General features: G+C 43.7%; 13 protein-coding genes and 4 tRNA genes. 12 read left to right on the forward strand and 5 right to left on the reverse strand.

The genetic code is table 11. The annotated features are described in order from the left end of the window. Positions 1-51: 51 nt before the first annotated feature. Positions 52-576 carry an RNA methyltransferase gene (locus G3R49_RS11405; RefSeq protein WP_130601887.1) on the forward strand — a complete coding sequence of 175 codons (525 nt, stop codon included), beginning with the start codon at positions 52-54 and terminating at the stop codon, positions 574-576. A 430-nt stretch (positions 577-1,006) separates the two neighbouring features. On the opposite strand, the gene G3R49_RS11410 is transcribed toward G3R49_RS11405, so the two are convergent. The 3 genes from G3R49_RS11410 to G3R49_RS11420 form a co-directional block, all read right to left on the reverse strand. Next, positions 1,007-1,083, reverse strand: a tRNA-Met gene (locus G3R49_RS11410). A gap of 39 nt (positions 1,084-1,122) precedes the next feature. Then, positions 1,123-1,199, reverse strand: a tRNA-Met gene (locus G3R49_RS11415). A gap of 62 nt (positions 1,200-1,261) precedes the next feature. Beyond that, a tRNA-Met gene (locus G3R49_RS11420) sits at positions 1,262-1,338 on the reverse strand. A gap of 302 nt (positions 1,339-1,640) precedes the next feature. On the opposite strand from G3R49_RS11420, the gene rlmKL reads away from it, so the two are divergent. The 5 genes from rlmKL (at position 1,641) to rmf (ending at position 8,884) form a co-directional block, all read left to right on the forward strand. Next, on the forward strand, positions 1,641-3,776 hold the full coding sequence (gene rlmKL, locus G3R49_RS11425) for a bifunctional 23S rRNA (guanine(2069)-N(7))-methyltransferase RlmK/23S rRNA (guanine(2445)-N(2))-methyltransferase RlmL (protein WP_167869718.1): 2,136 nt from the start codon (positions 1,641-1,643) through the stop codon (positions 3,774-3,776). A gap of 118 nt (positions 3,777-3,894) precedes the next feature. Next, complete coding sequence (locus G3R49_RS11430) at positions 3,895-4,143, forward strand: glutaredoxin family protein (protein ID WP_130601891.1); 249 nt, start codon at positions 3,895-3,897, stop codon at positions 4,141-4,143. Beyond that, a complete protein-coding gene (locus G3R49_RS11435) occupies positions 4,140-6,059 on the forward strand; it encodes an ABC transporter ATP-binding protein (protein ID WP_167869719.1) in 1,920 nt (639 codons plus the stop codon). The genes G3R49_RS11430 and G3R49_RS11435 overlap by 4 nt, the downstream gene beginning before the upstream one ends. 24 nt (positions 6,060-6,083) lie before the next feature. Further along, positions 6,084-8,003 (forward strand): DUF3466 family protein, encoded by a 1,920-nt coding sequence (locus G3R49_RS11440; RefSeq protein ID WP_167869720.1) that lies wholly within the window; start codon positions 6,084-6,086, stop codon positions 8,001-8,003. A 704-nt stretch (positions 8,004-8,707) separates the two neighbouring features. Next, positions 8,708-8,884 (forward strand): ribosome modulation factor, encoded by a 177-nt coding sequence (rmf, locus tag G3R49_RS11445; protein ID WP_130601895.1) that lies wholly within the window; start codon positions 8,708-8,710, stop codon positions 8,882-8,884. A 132-nt stretch (positions 8,885-9,016) separates the two neighbouring features. Here rmf and fabA read toward each other — a convergent pair whose 3' ends face one another. Further along, entirely contained in the window at positions 9,017-9,532 is a 516-nt protein-coding gene (gene fabA, locus G3R49_RS11450; protein WP_130601897.1) for a 3-hydroxyacyl-[acyl-carrier-protein] dehydratase FabA, read from the reverse strand. 94 nt (positions 9,533-9,626) lie between these two features. After that, positions 9,627-11,372 (reverse strand): Lon-insertion domain-containing protein, encoded by a 1,746-nt coding sequence (locus tag G3R49_RS11455; RefSeq protein WP_167869721.1) that lies wholly within the window; start codon positions 11,370-11,372, stop codon positions 9,627-9,629. Positions 11,373-11,932: 560 nt separating this feature from the next. Here G3R49_RS11455 and G3R49_RS11460 point away from each other — a divergent pair. The 6 genes from G3R49_RS11460 (at position 11,933) to pgsA (ending at position 17,639) form a co-directional block, all read left to right on the forward strand. After that, positions 11,933-12,023: transfer RNA gene (locus tag G3R49_RS11460), tRNA-Ser, on the forward strand. 381 nt (positions 12,024-12,404) lie between these two features. Beyond that, positions 12,405-13,700 carry an HlyD family secretion protein gene (locus G3R49_RS11465; protein ID WP_167869722.1) on the forward strand — a complete coding sequence of 432 codons (1,296 nt, stop codon included), beginning with the start codon at positions 12,405-12,407 and terminating at the stop codon, positions 13,698-13,700. 173 nt (positions 13,701-13,873) lie between these two features. Continuing rightward, positions 13,874-14,296 (forward strand): secondary thiamine-phosphate synthase enzyme YjbQ, encoded by a 423-nt coding sequence (locus G3R49_RS11470; RefSeq protein ID WP_167869723.1) that lies wholly within the window; start codon positions 13,874-13,876, stop codon positions 14,294-14,296. A gap of 221 nt (positions 14,297-14,517) precedes the next feature. Further along, complete coding sequence (uvrY, locus tag G3R49_RS11475; RefSeq protein WP_130601905.1) at positions 14,518-15,162, forward strand: UvrY/SirA/GacA family response regulator transcription factor; 645 nt, start codon at positions 14,518-14,520, stop codon at positions 15,160-15,162. A 51-nt stretch (positions 15,163-15,213) separates the two neighbouring features. Then, positions 15,214-17,046 (forward strand): excinuclease ABC subunit UvrC, encoded by a 1,833-nt coding sequence (gene uvrC, locus G3R49_RS11480; protein WP_167869724.1) that lies wholly within the window; start codon positions 15,214-15,216, stop codon positions 17,044-17,046. 44 nt (positions 17,047-17,090) lie between these two features. Beyond that, complete coding sequence (gene pgsA / locus G3R49_RS11485; protein WP_130601909.1) at positions 17,091-17,639, forward strand: CDP-diacylglycerol--glycerol-3-phosphate 3-phosphatidyltransferase; 549 nt, start codon at positions 17,091-17,093, stop codon at positions 17,637-17,639. Positions 17,640-17,963 lie beyond the last annotated feature (324 nt).

The raw sequence follows: 17,963 nt of genomic DNA on the forward strand, positions 1-17,963 counted from the left end.
TGAGTCGCTTAAAAACTCATTGGGGTTTGTTACTTTACAGGGCATAGTGCGATGAAAAATCAGGTCTCAATTGGACTGATCAACCCAAAAACACCAACTAACGTAAATGGCGTGATGCGCGCTTGTGGTTGTTATCAAGCATCTCAGGTGTTTTATACCGGTAATCGTTATGATTATGCCAAACGGGCAGAACGTCAGTTTGAAGTCGACACTCAAAATGTTGCGGCTAAGATCCCACTCACTCGCGTTGAAGAATTACTTGAATCTGTGCCTGAACAAGCAAAGATTGTTTGCGTTGATCTTGTTGTTGGCGCCACGCCACTACCTGAGTTTACTCACCCTGAAAATGCCTTTTATATCTTCGGCCCAGAAGATGGCACAATTCCTCAGCAAATAATCGATGCAGCAGACGAAGTGGTTTATGTGCCAACTGTTGGTTGCATGAATCTTGCCGCAAGTGCCAATGTGCTGCTTTATGATCGCTTAGCTAAATCTTCAGTGACCGCTGATGATGAGCTGATTAAACAAAGCCGAGATACTAATAATCGCACAAGAGTAAAGCATTGGCTTAAGTAGAACCGTTGTTTTGAGTGGATATAGCGCTGGACAGGATGACCTACCAACTGTTCATCGATAATAAAATTGTTTGAGATTTTTTAAGGAAATAATAGGTAGATCTAGTAGGGGAAATTGGTTGCGGGAGCCGGATTTGAACCGACGACCTTCGCCCAGTGTTTATAAGAGCTGAGCCCGACGAGCTACCAAGCTGGTTCGTCAAAATACAATTCAAGTGCTGTTATATTTAGTTTGGTAAACAAAGGGTAAAACTAAGAGGGGAAATTGGTTGCGGGAGCCGGATTTGAACCGACGACCTTCGCCCGGTGTTTATAAGAGCTGAGCCCGACGAGCTACCAAGGTGATTCATCACATAACAGCTAAAGTACGTTTGATATTTAAGCCTGGGATTTTTATTTAAAAAATAATAGGTAAATCTAAGAAGGGGAATTGGTTGCGGGAGCCGGATTTGAACCGACGACCTTCGGGTTATGAGCCCGACGAGCTACCAAGCTGCTCCATCCCGCGTCCGAATGCTAAACTGTTTTGATTCTATTTAGAAAGAATTGGTTGCGGGAGCCGGATTTGAACCGACGACCTTCGGGTTATGAGCCCGACGAGCTACCAAGCTGCTCCATCCCGCGTCCGGATGCTAAATTGTTTTAATTCTATTTAGGCAAGAATGCTACGAACATACCAAAAAAATTGGTTGCGGGAGCCGGATTTGAACCGACGACCTTCGGGTTATGAGCCCGACGAGCTACCAAGCTGCTCCATCCCGCGTCCGTATTGTTGTCTTCAAAGTTCACACTCTCTAGTCGATATGTGCTGTCCTTCAAAGCGGGGCGAACTATAACGATACCTCAGAACCTTTGCAAGCGATAAATCATAAAAGTGTCACCGTTTGCTGTGAAAATGTACGGTTTTGCGATTATTTATCCAACTTGATTGATTTGTCAGCGAGTTATTGTCGTTTCTGCAAATAGATAGGCTTTTACCCTAATCAAAGCAGATAAGTCATTGGGTATAAGTCGCCTAGCAGGTATAATGTCCGACTGAATTTTGAGAAGGCGATTGATAGATACATGTTTAATTTTTTTGCTGCAGCCCCAAAAGGGTTTGAATACAGTCTGGCTAATGAGCTTAAAGGATTTGGAGCAGAACAAGTCAAGGAGAGTGTGGCAGGGGTGTACTTTTCGGCTCCGCTAGAGCTGGCATACCGCATTACCATGTGGACTCGCCTCGCTAGCCGTATTGTATTGGTTATCTACAAAGGCCCATGTGACTCGCCTGAGCAATTGTATAACGCTGCATATTGTATTGACTGGCCGTCGCACTTCTCTAATCGCAGCACATTTAGTATTGATTTCCACGGCACGGGTGGCTTCATCAATAACACTCAGTTTGGCGCGCTTAAAATTAAAGACGCCATTGTAGACCGTTTCCGTGATGATGGTGAGTCGCGCCCAGATGTGTCGCGAGTCAATCCCGATATTCGTATCGATTCACACTACCGTAATGGCCAAATTACCATTGCTATCAACTTCTCAGGCTCAGCGCTGCACCAACGTGGTTACCGTTCAACTACTGGTGAAGCGCCGCTTAAAGAAAATTTAGCTGCCAACATGCTCGCGCGCTGTGGTTGGCAAAATGAGCCAACTACCTTGTTAGACCCATTTTGTGGTAGTGGTACGGTATTGATTGAAGCTGCACTGATTGCCGCAGATATTGCTCCTGGTTTGCAGCGTCAACGTTTCGGTTTTGAGCACTGGCGCAGCCACAACAAAGCTGTGTGGCAAGAGGTAGTTGAAGAGGCAAAAGCACGCGCATCGTTAGGTAAAACTCGCTGCGAAGTTAAGTTTTACGGCTCAGACATCGACTCTCGCTTAGTTGCGCTGGCTAAACGCAATGCGCAAAATGCAGGCGTGGCCGACCTTATTGAGTTTAATGTTGCGAACGCGCTGAATGTGGCTCCGCCAGCCGGCGAGGGCTTTTTAATCTCTAACCCTCCTTACGGTGAGCGTTTAGGTAATATCTCAGAGCTACTGCAGCTTTACTATCAGCTTGGCGACAAGTTTAAGAAGGAGTTTGGTGGCTGGAAGGTTGCCATGCTTTGTAGCGATATTGAGTTACTTTCTTCGCTAAAGCTAAAAGCTGACAAGCAAATGAAGATGTTTAATGGTGCGTTAGAATGTGCCTTTAACCTTTATACTTTACATGCGAAAAGCACCCGTCGCAGTGCGCCAGAGTTACCCGAAGGTGTTGATGTGGCAGATATCGCCCCAGCATTCGCCAATCGCATTAAAAAGAACATGAAGCAGCTGACTAAGTGGGCTAAGCGCGAGAATATTGATAGCTTCAGAATTTATGACGCCGACCTGCCTGAATACAATGTCGCTATCGATAAGTATGTCGATTATGTCGTGATCCAGGAATATGCTGCGCCGTCATCTATTCCAGAAGCGGTAACCAAGAGGCGTATTAGTGATGTGCTTTTAGCGCTACCACATGCCTTGGGTATTAACCCTGACAATATCACGTTGAAAACCCGTGAGCGCCAAAAGGGTACGAATCAGTATGAAAAGCTAGACTCTCAAAAGCTTGAGGTGATCACCCAAGAATACAATGCGCGCTTTAAGCTTAATTTGACCGGTTACCTTGATACAGGTTTGTTCCTCGATCATCGTGTCACCCGTAAATTAGTCGGTGAGAAGTCTCAGGGCAAGCGCGTACTTAACTTGTTCTCGTATACAGGCTCAGCGTCAGTGCATGCAGCGTTAGGCGGCGCATCGTCAATCACTACTGTCGATATGTCTAATACTTACCTGAACTGGGCAAAAGAGAATTTTGCACTCAATGGATTAAACGATCGAAAGTTCCAATTTGTGCAAGCCGATTGCCTGCAATGGATTAAAGATAATGATCACCAAGCGTTTGATTTGATCTTTATCGACCCGCCGACCTTTTCAAACTCTAAACGTATGGAAGATAGTTGGGACGTACAACGTGACCACTTGGCCATGCTGACTGACTTGGTCAAACTGATGGCGCCAAATGGTGAGATTATTTTCTCTAACAACAAGCGTAAATTTAAGATGGATATTGATGGCTTGAATGCCATTGGTATTGACGTAAAGAACATCGATAGTCAGTGTTTGCCGCAAGACTTTAAGCGTAACCCACAGATCCATAATGTGTGGCGTTTGACTTACGCAAAGTAGTTTGAATAGAAGTAGCTCGAACAGAAATAACTTAAACACTAGTGGCTAGCCGCTTGAGCAAGATAGTCAACGCGCTAGCCTAGAAAACACAACGCAAAATAATAACAAGACAAGGTCAATGAATAACAACAGGTTTCGCCTTTATCACACCGATGGCTGCCACTTGTGCGAGCTTGCTCAAGCACTTATAGAGCAAGCACTACTTGAAGGTGCACAGGTTTCGTATCAGCTTATTGATATTTGTGACCAGCAAACTTTAGCCGATAAATATGGCACAAGTATCCCAGTATTTAGTGATGGCCAACGCGATCTAAATTGGCCTTTTGACCTTGAGCAGTTACAACAATTTATAGGGAGCTCAGTTTGAGTCTAGTTCGAATTAATAATGGCTCGCTGGCCTATGGTTATACTCCACTGCTGCAAAATGCCGATTTCACCATTGAAGAGGGTGAGCGAGTCTGTATTGTCGGCCGTAACGGAGCGGGTAAATCTAGTTTAATGAAAGTGCTTGCCGGTGACATTAAGCTTGATGATGGCGAATTCAATATTGCTAACGACATAGCAGTTAGTCGTTTGCAGCAAGACCCACCGAAAGCAGAGCAAGGCACTGTGTATTCGTTTATTGCAGGTGGCTTGCAAGAAATCGGTGAGATGCTTGAGCGTTATCATGAGCTTTCAGTTGCTGTGTCGGATGCTGCGCCTGAGCAAATGGATAAAATGCTTAAGCAAATGCAGCAGCTGCAAGAAACCCTTGACCACAACAATGGTTGGCAGCTTGATACCCGCATTAATCAAAACTGTAAACGTTTAGGTTTAGACCCTGATAAATCCTTGTCAGAACTCTCTGGTGGCTGGCAACGTAAAGTGGCACTTGCTCGCGCTTTGGTAAGCGAGCCTGATTTGTTATTGCTCGATGAGCCAACTAACCACTTGGATATCGATACCATTGAATGGCTCGAGCAGTTTTTACTGAGCTATAAAGGTGCAATTGTGTTTGTTAGCCATGACCGTGGTTTTATTCAACGCATGGCAACGCGCATCGTTGATTTAGATCGCGGCGTGGTGACCTCTTGGCCTGGCAGCTATAAAGCTTATCTTGAAGGTAAGGCTGAATGGCTGCGAGTCGAGGCTGAGCAAAATGCCCATTTCGATAAAAAGTTGGCTGAAGAAGAAGCTTGGATCCGTCAAGGCATTAAAGCTCGCCGCACCCGTAATGAGGGGCGGGTAAGAGCACTTAAGGCATTAAGGGTTGAGCGTAAAGCTCGTCTTGAGCGTCAAGGTAACGCAAAAATGTCTGTGGGCGATACTGAGCGTTCAGGTAAGTTAGTGTTTGATGTGAAAGATATTAATTACTCAATTCCTGAAAAATCTTTGGTAAAAAACTTTACGACTTCTGTTATGCGCGGCGACCGCATTGCACTGATTGGTCCTAACGGTTGTGGTAAGTCAACGTTAATCAAACTATTAATTGAACAGCTTGAGCCTCAGTCAGGTGAAATTAAAGTCGGTACCAAGCTTGAAGTTGCTTATTTTGATCAGTATCGTGAAGCCCTTGACCCAGAAAAGACGGTTGAAGAGAACGTTGGTGAAGGCAAGAGTACGGTTACTGTAAACGGTCAAGACCGTCATATTTTAGGTTACTTGCAGGACTTTTTATTCTCGCCGATGCGAGCCAGAACGCCGGTAAAAGCCTTGTCTGGTGGAGAGAAAAACCGCCTGCTATTAGCGCGCTTATTATTGCGCCCGGCAAACTTAATTATTCTCGATGAGCCAACCAACGATCTCGATATTGAAACACTTGAGCTGCTGGAGTCGCTATTAACTGAGTACCAAGGTACTTTGCTGATTGTGAGCCATGACCGTGAGTTTATTGATAACACGGTCACAAGTAGCTGGTGGTTTGCCGGTAATGGTCACTGGAGCGAATTTGTTGGTGGCTATCAGGACGCGGTTTCTCAAGGAGCAAAATTCTATTCTGAGGAACCTGAAGCTGATCCTGTTGTCGAAAAGCCAGAGGCAGTTAAGCCCAAGGTAGCAAAGCAAGCTGAAAAGACTGTTAAAAAACTCTCTTACAAATTGCAGCGTGAGTTAGAAGCGCTACCTGCAAAGATGGAACAGCTCGAGCAAGAACTCGAGTTAATGCAACAAGCCGTTAGCAGTGCTGATTTTTATAACCAAGATCAACAAGCAGTAAATGACACTTTGACGTCACTTGCTAATAAAGAACAAGAATTAGAGACCTGTTTTGAGCGCTGGGAAGAACTCGAGTCGCTTAAGCAGTAAATAACAATAACAGGAATTAACTAAATGAAGTTAAAGTTGGACAAAGCCTTATCGTTAGTGGCTGCGGGTGTGTTGGCCTCGCTTAGCTCTGCTCACGCGGCTCCAGTGTACGAAATCCAAAATATCACTGAAGTACTTAACGACGAGACAGGCCTAGTTGAAGTCGACTTGAATGGTACGCTTGAAAATACCCGTAACGGTTATGGTATGGGGCTGAATGCTGATAATGAGCTTATTGGTATTTCTAAGGGTAAAAAGCTGTTGACCGATGATGATATTAACAGCGGTATCATTAACCCTGAAGATGGTTTACAGCCTGAAGAAACGCTTACCTATTCTGTGTTAAGCCCTATACAAGCTAATAACTTTACTTTTACTGCTCAAGAAAACGATCCTGTCGACGCTTGGACGCCTACATTTTTTAGTATTGCAGGTACAACACCGCCATCTGAGCGTGATGATGAAGGTGAATTGGTCGTTAATTCGATTGATACCTATTTGTATGGCTTAAATAACAATGATACCAAAGTTGGTTCTCGCTCTGGTGTAGAAAAAACTTTGCCATATGAAGGGACTGATGAAGAGCAAGAGTTTTGGTACTACCGCGATTTTGAGCAGCGCGGCGTAGCGGTTGTTACCGGTACTGAGTATGACCTTATTCCGCCTTATACGACTTATACGTTTGAAGCGACGGACGAATTGCCAGAGCAAGATGTTGAGCTAGGTGGTTACTCACTACTTGCCGCTGTGAGTAATAACAATTTAGCTGCAGGTTATGTATCTACTGATATTGCAGAGACCAGTAAGTCGACCATTAATAACTGTGTTACGCAAGCGGCAAGCTCTGCAGAAACTGATTCACCTGTACCAGTTGAAGCTTGTATTCAAAATAACCAATATCCTAACTCGAATAGCATTATCTATATTCAATACCAGATTCGAGCTGGTGTATGGGACTTAGCGACACTTGACGCCAACGGCTCGCCTACCTTTACCGAGCTTCCGTTAGGCTTGGAGCCTGAAGAAAACTCGACCGCAACGTACGTGGCACAAGGGCTAGGTGTTAACAATAACGGTGTTGTTGTTGGTCGCTCCCACACCTACCGCACCGGCAGCGATACCTTGTATCAAGATCCTGCTTATTGGGTGAAAAATGATGAGGGTGTGTATGAGCATCATCGTGCACCTTTAAACAATGATCAGTATTTCGGCCTTGCTTACGATATTAATGACGATGGTTTGATGGTGGGTTACTACCAGCGTTATATACAAGGGTATCAGCGTAATAAGTTCTTTATTTACGACATTAACTCTGGTGATACAGAGGTGACGACACCAAACGACTTTGCTAATGGCCTATCTGAGCTCAGTTCGTATCCAAAAGACATTAACAATGCCGGTATGGTCGTTGGTAACATTGAAGTGACTTACGAGAAAGATAAGCCACGTGCTAAGGCTGCTTTCTTGTATAACCACAACGATGGTGACTTTGTTAACTTAAATAACCAGCTTACCTGTGAGTCAAAAGGATATAAGCGTAACGATGACAATAACTGGGAACGTCATAAGGTTACGATTACCGATGGTGATGGTAAACAATTAACTTATGAATCTAGCTTTTACCTTGTTGAAGCTAACAGTGTCGCTGAAGATGGCACCATTGTTGGTACCGCGTTTGTTCGTAAGCCTGAGTATCAATATGATGATGAAGGTAATCTAATTATTGGTGAGAACAACCGCCCATACTTCGCGCTAGATGGTAACGGTAACCCGTTAACGACTAACATTCCACGTATGGTTGTGTTAAAGCCTGCAAGTGGCGCTGAAGCTTGTACAGTGGTAGATGATAACGAAGACAAGCCATATGAGCGAAAAGGTGCTGCTAGCTTAGTATGGCTGTTAGCATTACCTTTAGTGTTACTGAGAAGACGTTTCTTCAAGTAACATTTCAAGCATAAATAGATTAAAGCGCCGTAGTAAATACTACGGCGCTTTTGTTTGTGGCGTGTGAAATATGATGTGAGAAAGACCATTAAAAGTATGTAAGTTGTGGATGAGTATAAAATTGAGTGGTGACTTAAAGCTCAGACGATCATCGGCATACTATCGTTACCTTTATTAGATTTTTGGTAACAGTCTTCTTGGTCAGCATATGACGGTTATTCAGGAGGGTGCCTTGCCTCGATGGCTGTCTTGGCCGGAAAAGAATACGACTTAATGAAAACCTAGCTCGATTAACCTAGATATACCTCGATTGAGTTTGATTGAGTTTGATTGAGTTTGATTGAGTTTGATTGAGTTTGATTAAGTTTGATTAAGTGTGATTAAATTTGAATGTGTATTTACCAAGTTGTTCAGGCCGCCTAGCTCAATCCCACGAAAAATCCAGTGAAAATAGTAAAAATATTTTTTGAAAGGCTTCTCAATAGTTTAATAAATGATCGTTAAACTGATCGTTTTTTTCGATTGATCTTGGCGAAAAAACGATCTATTCATAGTGTCGAAATACAGTAAATGAGCAGCGAAAAAAGCGATTAGTGCAATGCTAGCGTTAACGTCGATATTAGTGGGTCACCCTTGTTTATATCGAGTCCTGATGTTGCTTGAGAGACTGATATTTCATGGACAACTTTAAGAGGACGTTTTGCATGAAAAGACAAAAAAGAGATCGTTTAGATAGAGCTTTTTCAAAAGGATTTCAAGCAGGGATTGGAGGGCGCTCTAAAGAGAATTGTCCTTATGCCAACTTAGATTCACGGTCACAATGGCTTGGTGGTTGGCGAGAGGGCGTAGACGGTCGCTTATCGGGTTTATTTAACAAATAGTTTTGATTTAACTAATAACAAAATGCCCTCTCACTTGCAAAGGGGGAGGGCATTGAAAAGAAAACGTCTAGAAAAGCACGATAATTAACACGGCAAACTTACCGCTTAGAACTGCATATAAAACACTTTGGTTTAGAACGTTGAAGTATCTGTAAAAATACCAACTTTTAGATCTGTCGCACTGTAAATTTCACGGCCATCCACTTCCATTACAGCATCGGCAATACCCATAACCAGCTTACGGTGAATTTTACGTTTCAATGTAAGCTTGTAGGTCACCTTTTTTGCCTCGGGTAACACTTGTCCGGTGAACTTCACTTCACCAACCCCTAATGCACGACCTTTACCTTCAGCGCCTTCCCAGCCTAGGTAAAAGCCAACAAGTTGCCACATCGCATCGAGACCTAAACAGCCAGGCATTACTGGGTCGCCCGCAAAGTGGCATTGGAAGAACCAAAGATCCGGGTTGATATCAAGCTCAGCTACAATCTCGCCTTTACCAAATTCACCACCATCAGCATTGATAGTCGTAATACGGTCGATCATTAGCATGTTATCAATTGGCAGGCGAGGGCTGTTTGGGCCAAATAAGTCGCCATGACCACAGGCTATTAGTTCTTCTTTTGTAAAGCTGTTTGCTCGTTCCATTTAACTTGATACCACTCTAGTGTGAATTTTGATGGCAACAAGATAGCGAACACGTGTAAGCTAAACAACTCCGATCACTATATTCTCATGCCGATTATCGATTAAATTTTTGTAATATGCGCCCTAAAAGCGACAACTCTTCAACTTCTTCGTGTCCTGCTAGGCGGTCAAGGCGCTGCTGAACTAAACCGTAGAGTGAGTCTGGTGCAAACGTGTTGTTGTCATCTGGCTCGCCAGCTGGTATTTGCATCAATAGCTCTATTGCGTCGTCCATATGGTCGATGGCATAGATTGCAAATTGACCATCGTTGACTGCTTTTATCACCTCTGGATTAAGGTTTAATTGCAGTACGTTTGCAGAAGGCATAATGACGCCTTGAGTACCCGTTAGCCCTCGTCTGCGACAAATGTTGAAAAAGCCTTCAATTTTCTCGTTAATGCCACCAATAGCCTGAACATTGCCAAATTGATCTAATGCACCTGTGACGCCAATGGACTGCTTAATGGGCTTTTCGGCAATGGCAGACATTAGGCAGCAATATTCAGCTAGTGAAGCACTGTCACCATCAATCTCCTGATAAGACTGTTCAAAAACAATGTTGGCGTTAAGGTGCAAAGGCGCGTCTCGCCCAAAGATACGATATAAGCATGCAGAAAGGATCATCATGCCTTTGGCATGAATGTTACCGCCAAGCTCAGACTTTCGCTCAATATCAGCCACTTCACCGTCGCCGTAGTGCACACTAGTGGTAATGCGCGCAGGCTCGCCATAGCTATAGTCTCCAGTATCGATAACGGTTAAACCATTAACCTGACCTATGAGTTCACCGTCGGTGGCGAGATTTATGAACTTGTCGTCAAAGCTTTGAGCGGAAAACTCTTCAGAAGTGTTGTGGCGGGCAATTTGTTTGTTAATCGCGGTTGCAATCGCGGTTGCACCAACTTTAGTTGGCATCGAGCTGTTATTACTGGTCGCGAAATATTGCGCCTGAGCCATAAGGTGTGACATGGCCAACATGTTTAGGCTGAGTCGCTGTTGATGTTCGACTAACTTAGCGCTGTACCAAAACAGCGGTAAAATAGCTGATTGATCTAGCTCAACGTGGTGTTTTTTAGCGAGTTGTTGTAGCCATTGTATATATTGAGATTCTTTATATTTGGTCAGATCCAGCTCATGACTCATTTCCGCTAAAATTGGAAAATGCTCGGCAAATACGCTGTCTTCTTGGCGCATATGGCTGAACAACAAACCTGAGCCAACCAGAACAATTTTGCTATTAAGTGGGATCTCTGCAAGTTCACTGTTGACTCGATACTTGCGGTTATCAAGAATTTGCATCACGAGTTCCCACATACCTTCTCGTTTATACAAAGACTCTGCGCAGATATAGACATAGTGATGCTGTGCTAGCGCTCCAGGCAAGTATTGACTGCCACTACCTTTATTAACCACCTTACCCACTAGTTGTTGGCGCGTGATGCGGCCATTGAGGTAGATATGACTTTTAGTTTGTGACGCTATAGTGCCGACTTTATCGTTAGGCAATTGCTGCTGCCACTCAAATGCAACTGTGTTATCAGTGCGTTTAACTGCAACTAAATATGTGTCGCTAGGTGTGTTTGCTTGCAGGGTTAAGGCATCAAACAAGGCGATACGGTCAATCCCTGTGTAGTCTGCAATATATAGTTGCTGCGCTTCGATGCCACTAGCTAGGTTGAAACTGTCGACTAATTTCTCTTGTCCGACAAGCAAATGGCTTGGGTAGCTTATTGCGGGTAACTGGCTTGGAATATGGTATTGCGGGGCAAGCGTTGCACTAGCTAACTTAGTCTGTGTCATATATTTCGGTCTAATTGAATGCTATGTATTCGATATTGCAGTGGATTTTAGCATAAACAGCTAGGGCCTGTTGATCTTTGCTGATTAGAGTTTGTTCGAATTAAAAGCACTTTAATCAAGATGCGAGCTATGCCGTTTAGCCGACTAAATAAGTGGCTCGCAACGCAGAACTCTTAGCTAAGAGCCTAGGTGCTTTTAAACGAACCTTTCAGGCAGCGTTTGTTGTCATTTCTACTGTGTTAACGACTTATCATGTGGAACAACCACACATCAAAGTCGTTGCCTTGTATAAATTTCCAACAAGCCGCTGCAAAAATAATCTTGAAAGATGAACAGGCCCTTGTCTAATTACTGCAAGCTTGGTTTGTTTAGCTTTAGTTTCACTCTTTAGTGCCAAAGCATCACTAATGAACTTAGAGAATCGAGCAAGTTACAACGAGTAATGTAAGACGATAGTGCAGCGTGTAACGTTAATATTGGTTGTAAAGTACACAGTTGAACAGTTTTTTTTAATTAGCCCTTTACACGCCCGTTAGCTTGTCATATTATTCGCGGCGTTCGGAGAGATGGCAGAGTGGTCGAATGCACCGGTCTTGAAAACCGGCAGGGGTTTGTAGCCCCTCTAGGGTTCAAATCCCTATCTCTCCGCCATATTTAGAGAATCCCGCTTAACGAAAGTTAAGCGGGATTTTTGCTTTATGGGTCAATCTATTCCAATTTACTTGAATCTGTGAGTCTAGCCCATTCGTTATTCAGAACTTTGTTTACTACGTTTTCATTTTCCCATTTTTATATTGCGTGTTGTGTAAACGGCTAGGCCTTTGTTGCAGATACCAACGCTCATTTTTGTACGGTTAATCGCTAAAGCTTAGTTTTAGTTTAGGTTTATCGACAAGTAGACTTATTTGTTAATGTTAGTAGAATGTTAAGTTTGCAGTTTTGATGGCGGTGAATATGTGTACATCGCCTTTTCAAATTGAAGTTATATGTGGACACATTTTACTGAAACTGACTCTAAGGAATGAGTAGTCAATGAATAATGACAATAATAAAGCAGCTGACCCTAAAGTGACTAACCCTGATACCAATAGCCCTGATATTAAAAGTAGTGATTCGGCAGATCTCAAAGAGTCTAAAAAAGATAACGCTAAAGTGGCTGATATTCATCTTCATGCGGTGGATACGTCAACAAATTTAAGCTCAGATGGCACCAATCCTAACGAGTCGACACTCAATCAAGCTAGTACTTCGAGTAATCAAGGTGGTAGCGAAACCCGTTCTTCTTTAAATTATAAACGCTGGGCTACAAGTGCTGCGATAGTTGCCCTTGGCGCCGTTTGCTTAAATGTTGTTGGTCAACGTACAGTGCCCATCTCTGAGTTGGGCCAAGTTAAAGGTGAAGTTGTCGCTATCTCGCCGCAAGTCGCAGGTGAGGTTACTGAAGTTTTAGTTAGCCCAAATCAGAAGGTGAGCCAGGGTGATGTACTAGCAAGGTTAAACTCAACTGATTTCGAGCTGGCATTGCGCCAGGCTGAGGAACAAGTAACTGCTGCTGGTAAAAACATTGGCGAGCTTTCAAAGGCGTTACGTGTTGCTCAAAACGATGTTAAGCAAGCGCAAGTTGTATTCGAGCAAGCCAGAGCAGAGCTAAATACTACCTTGGATAAAGTGGCAAATGGCGAGATTCCAGAGGCGCAAAGTGCTGATATCAAGCAAGAGTTCAGTGTGGCTGAGTCAAACCTTGCTGCTGCAACCGAGCGATTTTTGGCCGCCAAGCAAAAATTTACTGACGAAGGTGGCAGCAACAATAATGTTAAGTCTGCGATGATAAACCTTGAGCAAGCTCAGTTGAATCTTGAGCGTACGCAAATCACTGCACCAGCAGATGGCTATGTTACTCAGCTAAATATTCAAAACGGCGCTTACGTTGCTGCTGGCGACAAAATCAGTCATTTTCTGGCATCAGATGCTGTATGGGTGGAAGTAAGCTTTAAAGAGAATCATCTAGGCAATATCAATAGTGGTGACAAAGTACAGTTTGCGCTCGATTTTGCACCTGGTGAAGTCTTTGATGGTGAAGTCGCTTATGTCGATTATGGCGTTCATGTAGGTGTAGAAGCACCCAACAACACCAAGCTCGAATCAAGCTGGTTGGCTGAGCCTCAGTATTTCCCGGTTATGGTTAAGGTTGCACCGAATGTCGCTGAAGATGTGCTTAAAGTTGGCGGGCAGGTCGATGTCATTGTATATACCCAGAGCCAGGGGATCATGAACACCCTTGGTGAGCTGTGGTTTAAGCTTCGCAGTTTAGCCTCGTATATTCGTTAGCTTTACATATCACAGCTTATTCATCACAGATGCGAGTCTAACTAAACCGAGTGCAGCGGCGCTCGGTTTTTTGTGTTTCAAAGCCATACGTATTTAAGCCCATAGCACTTATGCTATGGTGCAAATTAGTGATGAGATATTCCTTACGTTGTCATCTGTAGAAAGGAAAGGATATGTGGTTACAAAAGACAATTAGTTTGAAGCCGAGAAAAAGAGGATTTCATTTAATTGATGATGAAATATTAAGTGCAATCCCTGAGCTTGCGAATGTGAAAATGGGTTTATTGCATTTACTGCTCAAACACACATCGGCATCATTGACGCTAAATGAGAACGCTGATCCTACAGTGCGTCACGATTTCGAAAGCCACTTTAATCACTTTGTACCAGAAGATGCACCTTACTATCGCCACACCTATGAAGGTAGTGACGATATGCCCGCGCATATTAAATCCACTATTATCGGCGTGAGTCATAGTATTCCTATCACCCAAGGACAGTTAAACCTAGGTACTTGGCAAGGCATTTATTTATGTGAGCATCGTAATCATGGTGGCTCACGGCAGTTAGTGATTACACTGAATGGCGAAGTTTAGCGATTAACGGTAATTGATGATTCAGGGTTGTTATTAAGCATAATTGTTTGATTATGCAGCAATTAGAGATAATGATGTTGCGAATTGTTGCAGTCGGTTATTGTAGCGTTCTTCTGATTAATGTTAGATTCAGTTAGCTAGTTAATGGTTAATTCCCTCAATAGCTAGTGTGATAAGCCTCGGTAGAAGGCATTTACCGCATATTACATAGGTGGATGAAGTTGATTTCTGTATATTTGGTTGATGATCACGAACTGGTTAGAACCGGTATTAAGCGCATTCTTGAAGATGAACGCGGCATAAAAGTGGTGGGTGAGGCGCCTGATGGCGAAACAGCCGTGCAGTGGTCGCGCCAGAATGAGGCTGACGTGATTTTAATGGATATGAATATGCCGGGAATGGGCGGCCTTGAAGCTACCCGTAAAATCTTGCGTTATCAGCCAGAAGCAAAAATCATCGTACTCACAGTACAAACAGAAGACCCATTTCCAACTAAGGTGATGCAAGCAGGAGCTTCAGGTTACCTTACGAAGGGCTCAACCTCTCCTGAAGTGTTACGTGCGATTACTCAGGTATCTCGTGGTCAGCGTTACCTTTCACCAGAAATTGCCCAGCAAATGGCACTGAGCCAGTTTAGTCATACTGATGAAAACCCATTTACCAGTTTGTCGGAGCGTGAACTGCAGATTATGTTGATGATCACCAGCGGCGAAAAAGTCAATGATATTTCTGAGAAGCTCAATCTAAGCCCGAAGACAGTAAACAGTTACCGCTATCGCTTGTTTGCCAAGCTTGATATCAGTGGCGACGTCGAGTTAACTCGTTTAGCAATTCGTTATAAAATGCTCGACACCAGCTCATTCTAAGTTTCGTTTTAGGCTGCAGCGCCTAACTTGCTGCGGCCAAATGGTGTCACCATGCCTAATAGTTTTAGCCCTAAAGCCTTCTTAAAAACTGTCACTTCCGCCCCTGGCGTTTATCGCATGTATGATAACGCGCAGCAGGTGATCTATGTAGGTAAAGCGAAAGATCTTAAAAAGCGTTTAAGCTCCTATTTCCGCGTTAATCTGCCTAATGTTAAAACGCAGGCGCTAGTATCAAACATTGCCAATATCGATGTCACAGTCACTCACAGTGAAACTGACGCTCTGCTGTTAGAGAACGATTACATCAAGCAATACATGCCTAAGTACAATGTATTGCTGCGTGATGATAAATCCTATCCTTATATCCTGCTAAGCGGTCACAAACACCCTCGGCTAGCCTATCACCGTGGCGCACGCCGCGAAAAAGGCCAGTATTTTGGACCTTACCCTAATGGTGGCGCAGTGCGTGAAAGTTTGCACCTGATGCAAAAGCTGTTTCCCATCCGCCAGTGTCAGGACGTGTATTATAAATCTCGCTCGCGTCCATGTTTGCAGTATCAGTTAGATAGATGCAGTGCGCCTTGTGTTGGCATTGTGTCTGATGAGGAATATCAAGCGCAGGTTAAGCTTGCCACCTTGTTTTTAAAAGGTAAGGACAAACAAGTCATCAGTACTTTGGTTGCTAAAATGGAGCAGGCGGCCATTGATATGCAATATGAAGCTGCAGCTCGTTATCGAGACCAAATTGCCGCGTTAAGAAGGGTTGCTGAGCAGCAAGAAGTGTCAAACCAAAGCGGTAATATGGATGTGATTGGCGTGCATTATGCGTCGGGTATTGCATGTTTTCATTTAATGTTTGTGCGTGAAGGCAAAATCTTTGGTTCACGCAGTTACTATCCGAGCGTACCAGCAGAGACTGAGCTTGATGAAGTTTTAAGTGCGTTTATTAGTCAGTTTTATTTAAACGCTGATATTCAGCGCACAGTGCCTAAAGAAGTGATCATTAATCACCAATTTGCTGAACTCAAGTCACTGCAAGAGTCTATTGAGGCCGCACTAGAGAAAAAGTTTGCTATTAAAACTCAAGTAAGAGGCGATAGAGCAAAGTTTTTAGCGCTTGCTGAAACTAACGCGCACAACGCGGTTGTGACTAGACTGTCGCATAAGAATACGGTCGAGCAGCGCTTTGCTCTGCTCGAAGAAGCGTTAGAGTTATCAACGCCCATTGGCCGTATGGAGTGTTTCGATATTTCTCATACCATGGGCGAAAGCACGGTTGCTTCATGTGTGGTATTTAATCGTGAAGGGCCGCATAAAGCAGATTATCGTCGCTATAACATTAGTGGTATCACAGCAGGTGATGACTACGCCGCTATGCAGCAAGCCATTTCTAGACGCTTCGATAAAATCGATAACTCTGGCAAGGTACCTGATATCTTGTTTATTGATGGTGGTATTGGTCAACTCAGAATCGCCCAAAAAGTGGTTGATGATAAATGTCAAAATTTGGATAAGCCGCCATTACTCATTGGTGTAACCAAAGGTGAGGGCCGCAAGATGGGGCTGGAAACCTTTTTAATTGGTGGCACGGAACAATCGTTTGAGCTGCCAAATGACTCGCCAGCATTTCATTTGATGGTGCATATTCGGGATGAGTCTCACCGGTTTGCGATTACCGGCCATCGAAATAAACGTCAAAAGACACGTAACACCTCAACCTTAGAATCCATTGCCGGAGTTGGACCAAAACGTCGTAAAGCATTGCTGCAACATTTAGGTGGTTTACAAGAGGTTAAAGGCGCCAGTGTGGCTGAATTGGCAAAAGTGCCAGGTATTAGCCTAGAAATGGCACAAACAATCCATGACGCATTGCGGGCAGGGTAAAATTAAGGCAAGATGGCGCAGCTTATATACAATTGGTTTTACTAATGCCGTTCAATATCCCCATTGCTCTAACTTTCTTTCGACTGCTGCTGTTGCCAGTATTCGTGGTTCTTTTCTATATGCCGCATAGTTGGTCGGCATTTGCTGCTGCATTTGTATTTTGGTTGGCTGCGGTAACCGATGCGCTTGATGGTTACGCAGCGAGAAAGCTGAATCAATCAACTCGATTTGGTGCATTTCTCGATCCCGTTGCGGATAAAGTGATGGTGTCAACGGCGTTGGTGTTGCTAGTGCAGCAATACGATAACTTGTTTATTACCATTGCGGCATTATTTATGATTGGTCGCGAGATTGTGATTTCTGCATTACGCGAGTGGATGGCTGAGATTGGCAAGCGTGGTGTAGTCGCTGTGTCATGGATTGGTAAGTATAAAACCGCTGCGCAAATGGTGGCGATTATTGGCTTAATTTGGAAACCAAATGAGCTGTTAACTAATGTCGCTTTTGGTCTATTTTATTTTGCCGCAATCTTAACTTGTTGGTCTATGTTTGCTTACATTGCCGCTGCTTGGAAAGATTTAACCAGAGAATAGCGCGCAAAAACGCCAATAAGTTTAATAACTGTGCAAACAGTTAAATAACACCAAATCAGCATTTGACAGCAAAGGTTAAATCGGTAGAATGCTCCCTCGTAGACAACGGACTAGCCGATAACTGATTAGGTTGTTGCTTTAACCAAGTTTACAATATGCGACATTAGCTCAGTTGCTAAAGGTGGAAAGTTGAAACCTTACAAAATGAGCTTTGAAGCAAAACTCTAGTCAACAGAGTATAAATATAGACAACGCGACATTAGCTCAGTTGGTAGAGCGAAACCTTGCCAAGGTTTAGGTCATCGGTTCGAACCCGATATGTCG

Source organism: Shewanella sp. WXL01 (assembly GCF_012263345.1).
In the GTDB taxonomy this organism is placed as follows: domain Bacteria; phylum Pseudomonadota; class Gammaproteobacteria; order Enterobacterales; family Shewanellaceae; genus Shewanella; species Shewanella maritima.

What these genes read in the sequence shown, in the direction of transcription:
- G3R49_RS11405 (WP_130601887.1), top strand. Translation starts at nt 52, where the DNA reads ATGAAAAATCAGGTCTCAATTGGACTGATCAACCCAAAAACACCAACT.
- rlmKL (WP_167869718.1), top strand. Translation starts at nt 1,641, where the DNA reads ATGTTTAATTTTTTTGCTGCAGCCCCAAAAGGGTTTGAATACAGTCTG.
- G3R49_RS11430 (WP_130601891.1), top strand. Translation starts at nt 3,895, where the DNA reads ATGAATAACAACAGGTTTCGCCTTTATCACACCGATGGCTGCCACTTG.
- G3R49_RS11440 (WP_167869720.1), top strand. Translation starts at nt 6,084, where the DNA reads ATGAAGTTAAAGTTGGACAAAGCCTTATCGTTAGTGGCTGCGGGTGTG.
- rmf (WP_130601895.1), top strand. Translation starts at nt 8,708, where the DNA reads ATGAAAAGACAAAAAAGAGATCGTTTAGATAGAGCTTTTTCAAAAGGA.
- fabA (WP_130601897.1), bottom strand. Translation starts at nt 9,532, where the DNA reads ATGGAACGAGCAAACAGCTTTACAAAAGAAGAACTAATAGCCTGTGGT.
- G3R49_RS11455 (WP_167869721.1), bottom strand. Translation starts at nt 11,372, where the DNA reads ATGACACAGACTAAGTTAGCTAGTGCAACGCTTGCCCCGCAATACCAT.
- G3R49_RS11465 (WP_167869722.1), top strand. Translation starts at nt 12,405, where the DNA reads ATGAATAATGACAATAATAAAGCAGCTGACCCTAAAGTGACTAACCCT.
- G3R49_RS11470 (WP_167869723.1), top strand. Translation starts at nt 13,874, where the DNA reads ATGTGGTTACAAAAGACAATTAGTTTGAAGCCGAGAAAAAGAGGATTT.
- uvrC (WP_167869724.1), top strand. Translation starts at nt 15,214, where the DNA reads ATGCCTAATAGTTTTAGCCCTAAAGCCTTCTTAAAAACTGTCACTTCC.
- pgsA (WP_130601909.1), top strand. Translation starts at nt 17,091, where the DNA reads ATGCCGTTCAATATCCCCATTGCTCTAACTTTCTTTCGACTGCTGCTG.